Consider the following 12518-nt stretch of genomic DNA (forward strand, 5'->3'; position numbering starts at 1 on the left):
ATTATAGCATTAAATAGTTTGAAGTAGTTTTAGAGCTTCTTTAACAAGTAGTGAAGTATCTTCGCTAGAGCATGAACTAAGTGCTTTGGAGATTTTATCTTTTTTAAATCCTAGCGCTTGGAGTGCCTCACTAGCTTCATTGAAGGCTTTAGTTTTTGGAACTTGTTCTGATGACATAAGTTCTGCATCAAATCCACTAAGCTCTACTAAAATACGCCCTGCACTCTTAGGTCCAATGCCCGGGACTTTTTTTACGCCATTTATATCTTTGTTGTTTACAAGAGTTGCAAATTGATTTGGAGTGTAGGTTGAACAGATCGCAGTTGCGACTTTAGGTCCAACTCCGCTTATTTTTATAAGCCTTTCAAACATCTTCTTCTCTGCCATATCTAAAAATCCAAAAAGAAGTTGTGCATCTTCACGAACTATGTGTCTTGTAAATAGTTTTGTTTCATCATTACCTATTGCTGAGAAAGTGTGAAGAGAGATAAAAACTTCATAAACTACTCCGCCTACATCGATATGAACCAAACTCGGCTCTTTATGTACGATACTTCCGCTTAAACCTACTATCATCTACTCTTTTACCGCCTCTATTTTATATATTCCATCGTCTGATTCTACTATTGCAAATATTTTATCAGGTGAGCCCTCAGCTGGTTTAAAAGCAACTTCTATTGGTGGATCTACTAACCTAAATATAATCTCATTGTGTCCCACCCATCTGTCTCTGTTTATAATTCTTGCATTAAAAATATTATCTTGAAAAGATGCAGTTTTTGTTGTTAAGAGAGCTAAATAATCTTTTTTGGATGAGTATTCTTTTTTGATCTTAACTAGATGTTCTTTTGCTTTTTTAAACTTGTTATACTGTTTTACGAAAGAAGATGGCATCTTTACATTGTTCTTTTTATAATGAACAAGTCGTCGTCTTACATCATCAAAACTGGCTTTATTCTTTTGAACTACCTCTGTATATTGTTCTATCTCTTGCTTTATGCTTTTTACATTTTTTTCTAACTTTGAAATATCTTCTTTATTTTGCTTAAGACCTTCTTTAACAGACCCCTTAAGCAGTGGATCTATCGTAAAAATATTTTCACTACCTTGAAGTTTTTTAATCTCTATAAATCTTGATGCAGTCGCATTAACATAAGAGCCACAACTTTGTATAGTTATCTCTTTTGCTCTTATGTTTCCGCCTACACTTTGAACAATATCAACAACTTCTGCATCAACTTCTCCATGTTCTAGTCTTGTTATATAAACTTTTTTACCAAAAGCCTTTCCCTTATGAACATTTATGCGTAGGTCATCTGCTTTTACACTCGCAGTTTTGTGGGTTTGTCCACCAACTCTTGCCTTTACTGCTATAACTTGAGCGTTTGGTCCAACATTTCCTTCTATCTCTATCTCACTGACTTCAACTTTCATACCAGTTCCAATAGCATCTTTCATAACATCACTCTCTGTAACACTAATGCTTACATCAGAGTCAAGACCAGCTGAGATATTACCAGTAGATTTAAAACTAATCTCATCTACATCTATGTCAGATTTTATAGTATAAGAATTTCCATCCAAAACAACATATCCATTCTCAACAGCTTTATATTCTATTTTAGAATCACTATTTATTACTTCAATGGTATTGTCCGTGCTGAAATTTGGAGTGTTTGATTCTAGAGGTTCTCTTGGGTCTAAAAACTCACCTCTACAGTTTCGTCCAGCTTTTCCTTTTTTTGCTTTTATATACTCTATAAGAAGTTCACCTTTTTTAACACTCTTTATAAAGCCTCTATTTGCGTAGTTTACCTTCTCTTGTTCACCGACTTTTTGTTTTTTTTCATAATGAAGTATCAAAGCATCATTTTGTGTAAGTATAGGTTCATAAGACTCTGCCACAAGGTGCATTTCACTTTTTTCATACTTTGCACTTTCTTGAACTCTAACATAAGCTGCTATTTTTGAGACAACATTTTCAACCATAGAATCAAAAACTTTTATAAGAATGTTTGCACGAACTTTACTCTTGTCTATAAGAGTACGCAGATCTTGTTCAAGATTTTTGTTATATGAGAGTTGTGAGTCTTCTTTTATGCTTAGATAAACTTTACACTTAGTAGCATTAGCACCTATTGCTAGATGAAAATCTTGGTATGGATCGTTTGGTAGTTTAGAAAAAACTTCGATCTCGTACATCTGTTTTATACCAAAGTATTTGTTGAGTAGGTTTTTTTCAGTTAGTAGAGTTTCTAGTTCGCCATCAGTAGCTTCTTCCCAATCAACTTCTTCATTCTCTTTGTTTACTCTTGTGTATGTTTGAACATCTAACACATTAAAATCAATAGAGTGAATATTTACATCATTACTTTTTGCAATAGAGATGAGCTCTTTTGCAACGTTTTGTGTTCGCACAACGGTTGGGCGAATTTTAGTTTGTGATGATTGAGTATCTTTTTTGCCTAAAGCAAAGATTGCCATAACTACCTACCAAATAATTTTTATAATATATTTTAATCTAATCTTTGTTAAACTTTCGTAAATTTAACACAATATCGGCAAATTTGCGACAATTTTGAGACAAAGTAGACTTTTTATGTTTAAATCCATTTTTACAAATAGCTTTGGAATACTCTTCTCTAGAATATTAGGTTTTTTAAGAGACTTGCTTACTGCATCCACTTTAGGTGCGAGTGTATATAGCGATATTTTCTTTATAGCATTTAAGCTACCAAACCTTTTTCGCAGAATTTTTGCAGAAGGTGCATTTACTCAAGTCTTCATTCCAGCCTATGCCAATTCAAAGCATAGATCTATATTTTCAGCAAATATATTTCTGATTTTTTTATCAATAATTCTTATAATAACTTTACTTGTAAACATCTTACCATCTCTTGCCACTCAAACCATAGCAATAGGTTTTGATGATGATACCATAAAGCTTGCTTCACCTTTTGTAGCTATAAACTTTTGGTATCTTCCTATTATCTTTATAGTCACTTTTTTAAGCACGATGCTTCAATACAAAAAACATTTTGCAACAACAGCATTTTCAACTGCACTGCTAAATATTTCTCTTATATTAGCTCTATATCTATCACAAGACAAATCTCAACTAGAGATAGTTTACTACCTTAGTTTTGGTGTAGTTATAGGCGGAATATTACAGCTAATCGCTCACTTTATAGCTATGCATAAACTTGGTCTACTTAAACCTTTGTATGGTGGATTTAAGTATATAAAACTAAAGTCACATCATATAAAAGAAGAGTCCAAAAAGTTTAAAAAACAATTTTTTCCTGCGATGTGGGGTAATTCTACACCACAAGTTAGTGCTTTTTTAGACACTATCTTGGCATCATTTTTAGTAACTGGATCTATTAGTTATCTCTACTATGCAAACCGAATCTTTCAACTCCCACTAGCTCTCTTTGCGATTGCTACTTCTATAGCACTCTTTCCAAGTGTGGCTAGATATATAAAAAACAAGCAAAACCGTGAAGCTAGAGCTTATATGAAAAAGGCTTTTTGGTTTTTAACATTTTTACTAAGTGCTAGTACCATAGGCGGAATCATACTCTCTCATGAAATCGTTTGGCTCTTGTTTGAGAGAGGTTCATTTAATGCACAAGACACCATAAACTCAAGTCTTGTTTTACAAATGTATATGATAGGACTCTTACCTCTTGGACTCCAAAAACTCTTTTTACTTTGGTTATATGCAAATGAGCAACAACTTCACGCCGCTAAAATAGCAACATTTTCACTTCTTTTCTACATCGTATTTGCATTAACACTTATAACTCCAATGGGAGCTGCAGGCTTAGCTCTTGCTGGAACGATAAGCGGTTTTGTAGGATTTACTCTAACCATAAAAGCTTTTGGCACAAAAGACTTCTTAGCAATGCTAGGCTTAAAAAACATCCTCTATCTTATATCTGGATCTATAGTTTTTGGTCTCCTACTTTTAACTTTGAAGAGTTTTATAAACTTGTAAAACCCTTCCTCACACCAACCACTTCACCACTTCACCACTTCACCACTTCACCACTTCACCACTTCACCACTTCACCACTTCACCACTTCACCACTTCACCACTTCACCACTTCACCACTTCCCATTGCAACCACCACTTCGTAACTCCATTCAACACTACGTCATTCCGTCAACACTACGTCATTCCGTGCTTGACACGGAATCTCATAAGGCTTTTAAAGCCTACTTAACTTTCTAAAACACATGAGATCCTGAATCAAGTTCAGGATGACGAAGACGCACGAGATCCTGAATCAAGTTCAGGATGACGAAGAGACATGAGATCTTCAGGATGACGAAGAACACCAACCCCTACGTCATTCCGTGCTTGACACGGAATCTCATAAGGCTTTTAAAGCCTACTTAACTTTCTAAAGCACACGAGATCCTGAATCAAGTTCAGGATGGCGAAGACGCATGAGATCCTGAATCAAGTTCAGGATGACGAAGAGACATGAGATCTTCAGGATGACGAAGACACATGAGATCCTGAATCAAGTTCAGGATGACGAAGACGCACGAGATCCTGAATCAAGTTCAGGATGACGAAAGGCATCAGATCTTCAGGATGACGAAGAACACCAACCCCTACGTCATTCCGTGCTTGACACGGAATCTCATAAGGGCTTAAAAAATATTCCTACTCTTAAATCACTATGTCTATGTGCTATAATTCAACACAACTTAAACAAAAAGATTTTTATATGAAAATTTACGATTCACAACAAAAAACAAAACGAGAATTTATTCCTCAAGAAAAAAACAATGTAACACTATATGTTTGCGGTCCAACAGTTTATGATGATGCTCACTTAGGTCATGCAAAGAGTGCTTTAGTTTTTGATCTCCTTTGTAGAGTTTTGCGTGCAAATGGCTACGAGGTTACTTATGCTAGAAACATCACCGATATTGATGATAAGATCATCAAAAAAGCACAAGAACAAAACAAAACCATAAAAGAGATAACAGAGTTTTATACCTCGGCTTATCATGAAGAAATGGCTGAGCTTGGAGTTATGAGACCAGATATAGAGCCAAAAGCAACAGAATCAATAGATACGATGATAGAGTTTATCCAAAAACTCATAGATAAAAATCACGCTTATAAAACAGAAGATGGCGATGTCTATTTTGACACTTCAAGCGATAAAGAGTACCTAAGTCTCTCAAAAAGAGTTCAAGAAGAAGATGACAAACAACATAGAGTTGAGAGTTCATCACAAAAGAGAAATAGTTCTGATTTTGCCCTTTGGAAGAGCGTAAAAGATGGAAGCGTTACATTTGACTCTCCATATGGTAAAGGTCGTCCAGGTTGGCATCTTGAGTGTTCGGCTATGATAGAAAAGCATCTTATGAAGCCTAACTTAGAATTTAGTGTAGATATTCACGGTGGTGGAGCAGATCTACTATTTCCTCACCATGAAAACGAAGCTGCTCAGACTAGATGTGCAACAGATCACACACTAGCCGCTTACTGGATGCACAATGGTTTTGTAAACATAGATGGACAGAAGATGTCAAAAAGTTTAGGCAATAGCTTTTTTCTCAAAGATGCACTAAAAGAGTACGATGGAGAAGTTCTTCGTTTTTATCTTTTAAGCACCCACTACAGAAGTAATTTCAACTTTAACACGCAAGATCTAGATCTTGCAAAAAAAAGACTTGACAAGATCTACAGACTAAAAAAACGACTCTTTGGATTAAGCCAAGCAAACGATAAAAGTGAGTTTAAAGATGCTCTACTACAGGCTCTAAGCGATGATATGAACATCTCTTTGGCACTAAGTTTAATAGATGAGATGATCTCAAATACAAACGAGACTCTTGATAGTGCTGGTAAACATAAAGAACTAAAAAAAGAGGCTATGTCAAACCTTACTTTCATTGAAGAGATCTTAGGTTTTGGAGTTAAAAACCCTTACGAATATTTCCAATATGGATTAGATGGAACAACTAAAGAGAAACTCTCAGTCCTTATCGCAAAAAGAGATGAGGCAAAAAAAGCAAAAGATTTTGCAACTTCAGACCAGATAAGAGACGAGATCTTAGCCTTTGGAGTAAACATAATGGACACCCCACAAGGTACATTTTGGGAGAAAGTTTAAAGCTTTATTATGGTGGAAAATAATATGGCTTTGCTACATTAAAAGTGCTAACGCACCTTTATATATTGGCTCGTCTATAAAACCATACTCTGGATGAGTAAAGCCAGTAATGCCTTTATCTCTTTGTATCTCAAAGAGTTTTACTATCTCTTTTGCTCTATTTATCTCAATTTTGCCATGAGCAAAAGCTTCGTTTACTAAAGCAACTTGCGCTGGAGAAATACAAACTTTTGCATCATAGCCTAAAGATTTCTCAAACTCTATCCATTGTGAAAATTCATCTAATTTTTCATACTCTTGATAGACAAAAGATACAGCTTTAACTCCCATAGCTCTTGAGCTTACTAAAAAGTGCGTAAGTATGTAGTTTATCGTAGGATTATCTATCTTTACTAGATTTTGAGGAAGTTTTATATCTGCTAGAAGATCTAAGATACCGAGATAAAAAGTAGTAACCCTTTGGCTAACTCTTAGAGTTGCTAGATTGTGCCACGCCTCTGATGTCTCTATGGATAGATGAAGTTCTATATCTTCATCTAAAAGAGCCAAAATATTCTCTACCTCTTTTTTTGTTTTTATTTTTGAGACTCTTATGGCATCTGGCATAAACTGGTTTAGGTAAGCTATCTCATCATAACCGCCCTCATCAAGTGCATTTACTCTAACAACAAGCTTCTTACTACACTCTTTGTGTTTTACTAGATATATTGCACAAAGAGCCAATGCTAAAGCTTTATCTTCTTTACTGACTCCATCTTCAAGATTTAAAATAATGCAGTCTGCTTCAAGCTCGTCAATCTTTTCTAAGTGTTTAATTTTATTACACGAGAGCATCAATGCTGATGTAAAATCATCTCTAGTGTTAAGAACTCTAAATGTAGGCTCAACCATAGCATCTAAAGTTTCTACATCTCTATTTTTAAAAGCCTCAAGGATTTTATTTAACATTTTTTTTCGCCTCTTGTAGGTAGAGATAGAGTGCTTGAATCTCTTTTTTGGTTAAAAAGTATCTTGGCATGCCATCTTTTCGTTTGTTAAGTGAGTTAAAAAAGTACTCAAAATCTAGCTCGTTTATAACTGGTCCACTAAAGTTTTTTTGTTTTTTCTTATCTATATAACTTGCAACAATTTTTCCTTCACCTTTGTCTCCATGACAGTTATGGCAACCTATACCTCTTGGATTTTTGTAAAGTTGGGATGCGTATTCTAGTGGTGTTATGAAAGTACTAGCTGCAAAAAGGTAAAAGGGAAAGATTAAAATCAATATATTTTTCATAAAGCGCCCTATTATTATTGGAGTGATATAATAACGAAAAAATAATTTATGGGGTTTAAATGCAGTTATTAGATGGCAAAGCACTCTCAAAAAAGATAGAAGAAAAAGTAACTAGCGATACAAAAGAGTTAAAGTCGATTTGCGGGTGTACTCCTGGTTTAGCTGTTGTCTTAGTTGGAAAAGATCCAGCGAGCCAAGCTTATGTAAACATGAAGAAAAAAGCTTGCGATAGAGTTGGTTTTTACTCCATAACTCACGAGATGCCAGAGACGATCTCTCAAGAGGCAATTGAGAAAAGCATAGTTAAGATGAATAACGATTCAAGCATAGATGGCATACTCATTCAACTTCCACTTCCCTCACATATAGACACAACTAGACTTTTAGAGCTTGTAGATCCAGCAAAAGATGTAGATGGTTTTCATCCCTTTAATGTTGGAAGACTAACAACTGGACTTGATGGTTTTGTACCATGTACACCGCTTGGAGTTATGCACCTGCTTAAAGAGTATAACATCGATGTAAAGGGCAAAAACTGCGTTGTAGTTGGAGCTTCAAACATAGTTGGAAAACCAATGGCTTCACTTTTGTTAAATGCAGATGCTACAGTTGAGATCTGTCATATTTTTACAGATGACCTTAAAAAACACACACTAAAAGCAGACATGATCTTTGTAGGTGTTGGAGTAATAGATCTTATAAAAGAAGATATGGTAAAAGATGGAGCTGTTGTTGTAGATATTGGGATCAACCGTGCTCAGAATGGAAAACTAGTTGGTGATGTTGACTTTGCTAATGTTAGTAAAAAATGCTCTTACATCACTCCAGTTCCAGGTGGAGTTGGTCCTATGACAATTGCAATGCTTCTTAGTAACACTCTTAAAGCTGCTAAAGATAACGCTCGTAAATTAAAAGAGGCACAAGCTTAATGAAAGAGTTTTTATACAAAACTTACAAATTTTCAAACTCATGGACTGGAACTATAGTCATAGTTCTTTTTGTTATTTTCTTTATAGCTCAAGCCTTTAGAATCCCCTCTGGATCTATGAAAGACTCACTTCTTATAGGTGACCATCTTTTTGCTAAAAAGTTTGCTTATGGTATCTCTATGCCACACATTCCTTTTCTAGAGATGTCTATCATGCCATGGAGCGATAGACTTCGTTTAGTAGATGGAGATAAGCCAGAGAGAGGTGATATCGTTATCTTTAGACCACCACACAACCCTAAGCAACACTATGTAAAAAGATGTGTAGCTCTTCCTGGAGACGAACTTTTTGTTAGCGATAAAAATCTATATGTTCACCATAGCGAAGGCGATGAGTGGATAAAAGAGAACTTTAAAGATTATGAGATCATTATCTATGCTGATAAACTATGGGTTAAAAACCCTTATATGAAAGAACATCCTGGCATACATCACGATGAGAAGATCCAAAACAATGGAAGATATCATATGGAGCTTTTTGAATTTGCTCCAATTCGCATAGATAAAGACCACTATTTTATGATGGGAGATAATAGAGATCACTCAAATGACAGCCGTTTTTGGGGAGCAGTGCCATATGAAAACATAGAAGGATCTCCTTGGTTTATCTACTTCTCAGTGGGTGAAAACTGGGAAATCAGATGGGATCGAATAGGAAAAACTCCTACAGATATAGAGCAAAAAAGTCATCTAGATCTTGCAATAAGTGAAAGACTAAGAGAAGATAAAGACGATCATGGAATCTATTGATATACTAAAAATAGCAGCTGCTGTTATAGCCCTAGCAATTGCCATTATCGGGCATGAGATCATGCATGGTTGGGTGGCTTTCATGTATGGCGATACAACTGCTAAAAATGCTGGTAGACTCTCTATAAATCCTCTTATTCACGTAGATCTAGTTGGTACTATTATAGTTCCTGCTACTATGTACTTTTTACCGATGTTACTCGGTGGTGAGAGTGGATTTTTATTTGGTTGGGCAAAACCAGTACCTATAAACACAGGTACAGTTGTGAGAAATGGTGGCTACAACGCTGCTATGCAAGTAGATCTAGCCGGAATTGCTTACAACTTTACACTAGCAACTATCGCCTCTATTGTACTCGTAACAATGAGCCAACCTACCACTGCAGATAGCATAGTTTATATCTTTGCCTATATGTTAGTTTTTCAACTACTCATCATAAATGTAGTATTAGGAGTCTTTAACCTGCTCCCGATTCCTCAATTTGATGGAGCACACTTTTTGATGCATTTAGCACTAAAGTACAAAGTAAACTCCGTTGCAGAGTTTTTTTACAAAAATGAGAGATATGGGATCATTATAGTTCTTATAATTTTGATGACACCCATTAAAGACTATGTCTTACTTTTACCTGTTCAAACCATATTATTACTATTAACATAAAGGATTATCATGAAATTTTACATCGCTACAGATCATGCAGGAGTCGATTTAAAAGATTTTACTGTAGAATTGTTAAAGCAAAAGGGTCATGATGTTATAGATCTAGGTCCTTTTTCAAAGACAAGAGTAGATTATCCAGACTTTGCTATCAAAGTTTGTGAGGCTGTTTTAGCAGACAAAGGCTCTCAAGGAGTCCTAATCTGTGGATCTGGCATAGGAATGAGCATGGCAGCAAATCGCCATAGTGGCATTAGAGCTGCACTTTGTCATGATGCATATACTGCCATGGTTGCTAGAGGACACAACGACGCAAATGTTCTATGTTTTGGCGAGAGAGTTGTAGGTCAAGGGGTAGCAGAATCCATAATAGACTCATGGCTAAGCTCAACTTTTGAGGGTGGAAGACACTGCGGTCGTGTTGAGAAAATAGAGGCTATTTGATATTTGCTTTTTCTTCTCGTCACACCTCTCCTGAGGTGTGATGTATCTGTGTTGATCGGTATTCGTTCCACCTCAGGAGAGATGGAACGAGAAATGATAAATAGACAATAAACTAAGGGAGTATATACTATGTTTTGGGAATGGTCACTTTTAACAATTTTATCAATACTCTGCGTATATCTCTTTGTAAAGATGTACTATTTTAAGAGCATTACTAGTAAAGAACAAAGAGGAAATGACCTTATGAAGCTAACACTTCAAGAGGCTGAGATCCTTATTAGAAAGTATCAAATACAACTCCAAAGAGCTTTGGGAAATGTTGATATTTTAAGTGAAGAGCTTACAAAACTTAGAAATGAGCTAAAAGTTCTAAAACAAAGAAACACTAAACATAGACAAGAAACAGATCGTCTAAATGGTAAGATCAAAGCACTAGAGGGTCGTATTGACGCTTTACTATAAGGAGAAAAAGTGATTGTACTTAGTAAAACAGAAAGAAAAATTATTGAAGAAGCTATCAGAGATGTAAAAGATTTTCCCAAACCTGGGATTGTCTTTAAGGATATAACAACAATCCTAAATGATAAACACGCTTTTGGTGTTTTGATGAATCATCTCTACCAAAGATATAAAGAGTATAACCTAGACTATATAGTTGGCATTGATGCGAGAGGGTTTATCTTCGGAGCAGCTTTAGCTCAGATGCTAAGTATTGGCTTTGTTCCTATCCGTAAGCACGGAAAACTTCCATATACTACTATTAGTGAGAAGTACTCACTGGAATATGGAGTAGATGAAGTTGAGATTCATATAGACGCTTTTAGAGGTCAAAAAGATGCAAGAGTTCTTCTTATAGATGACTTAATTGCTACTGGAGGAACTGCAACTGCTGCAGCTACTCTTATAAAACAGGCTGGAGCTGAGTGTGTTGAAGCTTGTTTTGTTGTTACTCTTACATCTTTAGATGGTTATAAAAACTTAGAAGAAAAAACTCCTGTTTATTCTCTTATAGAGGTGAAATAATGTATATCCCAAAAGCTTCAAAATTTGATCCAGATGAAGATGGTCACTTTGGTATTTTTGGTGGCAGATTTGTACCTGAAACACTTATGCCAGCACTTTTAAAACTTAAAGATGAGTATGACTTAATCCGCTTCGATGAGAGTTTTTGGAAGGAAGTTGATTACTACCTCAAAGACTATGTAGGTCGCCCTTCTCCACTCTACTATGCTAAAAATATCTCAGATGAGTTGGGTGCAAAGATCTACCTAAAAAGGGAAGATCTAAACCATACGGGTGCACATAAAGTTAACAATGTTATAGCTCAAGGGCTTATGGCTAAAAGACTTGGCTATAAAAAAATCATAGCTGAGACAGGTGCAGGTCAACACGGTGTTGCAACTGCTACGATCTGCGCACTTCTAGATCTTGAGTGTGAAGTTTTTATGGGTGCAAAAGACGCTGCTCGTCAAGAGTTAAATGTTTTTCGCATGAAGCTTCTTGGTGCTAAAGTAAATGCAGTGGAGAGTGGCTCAAAAACACTAAAAGATGCTATGAATGAGGCTATAAGACACTGGGTTACAAACACTAGAGATACTTTTTACATCATAGGAACAGTAGCGGGTCCGCATCCATATCCTATGATGGTAAGAGATTTTCAATCCATCATCGGTTATGAAGCAAGAGCTCAGATCCTTGAAAAAGAAAACCGCTTACCAGACTATGTAATAGCTTGTATTGGCGGTGGTTCAAACGCTATAGGAACATTTCAACACTTCTTAGAAGATGAAGAAGTTGAGTGTATTGGCATTGAAGCAGGTGGGCTTGGCTTAGAGACACAAAAACATGGTTGCTCTTTAAAAAAAGGTCGCCCTGGTGTCTTGCATGGTCAGATGAGCTATATACTCCAAGATGAAGATGGGCAGATCAAAGAGGCACACTCAATCTCTGCCGGACTAGACTATCCTGGTATTGGTCCTGAACACTCTTTTCACTGTGACAATAAATCTGTAAGCTATGACAATGCAACAGATGAAGAGGCTCTTGAAGCTTTTGTATGGCTCTCTCAAAAAGAGGGAATTATCCCAGCTTTTGAGAGTGCTCATGCTATTGCTTATCTTAAAAAAATAAAAGATATAAAAGGTAAACTAATCATCGTAAACCTCTCTGGAAGAGGCGATAAAGACATGATCCAAGCAAAGGAAATCTTACATTTCGACTAGTCCAAGGGTTTTTTTTCTTTAGCTACAATAGAGATA

General features: G+C 35.9%; 13 protein-coding genes. 9 read left to right on the plus strand and 4 right to left on the minus strand.

Annotated elements, in window-relative coordinates:
* Window positions 1-9: 9 nt before the first annotated feature.
* The gene (ruvA, locus tag M0Q24_RS03980) at window positions 10-576 is read right to left on the minus strand and encodes a Holliday junction branch migration protein RuvA (RefSeq protein WP_295047589.1); all 567 of its coding nucleotides are present in this window, start codon (window positions 574-576) and stop codon (window positions 10-12) included.
* On the minus strand, window positions 577-2484 hold the full coding sequence (locus M0Q24_RS03985; protein ID WP_295047592.1) for a flagellar assembly protein A: 1908 nt from the start codon (window positions 2482-2484) through the stop codon (window positions 577-579). It abuts the gene before it with no gap.
* Between the two features lie 115 nt (window positions 2485-2599).
* Here M0Q24_RS03985 and murJ point away from each other — a divergent pair, with 115 nt between their 5' ends.
* A complete protein-coding gene (gene murJ / locus M0Q24_RS03990; protein WP_295047594.1) occupies window positions 2600-4000 on the plus strand; it encodes a murein biosynthesis integral membrane protein MurJ in 1401 nt (466 codons plus the stop codon).
* 743 nt (window positions 4001-4743) lie between these two features.
* Window positions 4744-6144: a cysteine--tRNA ligase gene (cysS, locus tag M0Q24_RS03995; RefSeq protein ID WP_295047597.1), complete on the plus strand. Its 1401-nt coding sequence runs from the start codon at window positions 4744-4746 to the stop codon at window positions 6142-6144.
* A 33-nt stretch (window positions 6145-6177) separates the two neighbouring features.
* Here the strand turns inward: cysS and M0Q24_RS04000 are convergent, their stop codons facing one another.
* Both M0Q24_RS04000 and M0Q24_RS04005 read right to left on the minus strand, forming a co-directional pair.
* Window positions 6178-7092 carry an aldolase/citrate lyase family protein gene (locus M0Q24_RS04000; RefSeq protein WP_295047600.1) on the minus strand — a complete coding sequence of 305 codons (915 nt, stop codon included), beginning with the start codon at window positions 7090-7092 and terminating at the stop codon, window positions 6178-6180.
* Complete coding sequence (locus tag M0Q24_RS04005) at window positions 7082-7420, minus strand: c-type cytochrome (RefSeq protein ID WP_295047603.1); 339 nt, start codon at window positions 7418-7420, stop codon at window positions 7082-7084. Before M0Q24_RS04005 ends, M0Q24_RS04000 begins: the two co-directional genes overlap by 11 nt.
* Before the next feature lie 59 nt (window positions 7421-7479).
* Here M0Q24_RS04005 and folD point away from each other — a divergent pair, with 59 nt between their 5' ends.
* The 7 genes from folD (at window position 7480) to trpB (ending at window position 12482) form a co-directional block, all read left to right on the plus strand.
* Window positions 7480-8349, plus strand: coding sequence for a bifunctional methylenetetrahydrofolate dehydrogenase/methenyltetrahydrofolate cyclohydrolase FolD (gene folD / locus M0Q24_RS04010; RefSeq protein ID WP_295047606.1), 870 nt, complete (start codon window positions 7480-7482; stop codon window positions 8347-8349).
* Window positions 8349-9158 (plus strand): signal peptidase I, encoded by an 810-nt coding sequence (gene lepB, locus M0Q24_RS04015; RefSeq protein WP_295047610.1) that lies wholly within the window; start codon window positions 8349-8351, stop codon window positions 9156-9158. Before folD ends, lepB begins: the two co-directional genes overlap by 1 nt.
* Window positions 9145-9819: a site-2 protease family protein gene (locus M0Q24_RS04020; protein WP_295047612.1), complete on the plus strand. Its 675-nt coding sequence runs from the start codon at window positions 9145-9147 to the stop codon at window positions 9817-9819. The genes lepB and M0Q24_RS04020 overlap by 14 nt, the downstream gene beginning before the upstream one ends.
* A gap of 9 nt (window positions 9820-9828) precedes the next feature.
* Window positions 9829-10260, plus strand: a complete 432-nt coding sequence (gene rpiB / locus M0Q24_RS04025) for a ribose 5-phosphate isomerase B (protein WP_295047615.1) — start codon at window positions 9829-9831, stop codon at window positions 10258-10260.
* Between the two features lie 129 nt (window positions 10261-10389).
* Entirely contained in the window at window positions 10390-10722 is a 333-nt protein-coding gene (locus M0Q24_RS04030; protein WP_295047617.1) for a hypothetical protein, read from the plus strand.
* Between the two features lie 12 nt (window positions 10723-10734).
* Window positions 10735-11283, plus strand: coding sequence for an adenine phosphoribosyltransferase (locus tag M0Q24_RS04035; RefSeq protein WP_295047683.1), 549 nt, complete (start codon window positions 10735-10737; stop codon window positions 11281-11283).
* Window positions 11283-12482: a tryptophan synthase subunit beta gene (gene trpB / locus M0Q24_RS04040; RefSeq protein WP_295047620.1), complete on the plus strand. Its 1200-nt coding sequence runs from the start codon at window positions 11283-11285 to the stop codon at window positions 12480-12482. The genes M0Q24_RS04035 and trpB overlap by 1 nt, the downstream gene beginning before the upstream one ends.
* Window positions 12483-12518: the final 36 nt, after the last annotated feature.

It is taken from the genome of Sulfurimonas sp. (genome assembly GCF_023228785.1).
Classification (GTDB): Bacteria; Campylobacterota; Campylobacteria; order Campylobacterales; family Sulfurimonadaceae; genus Sulfurimonas.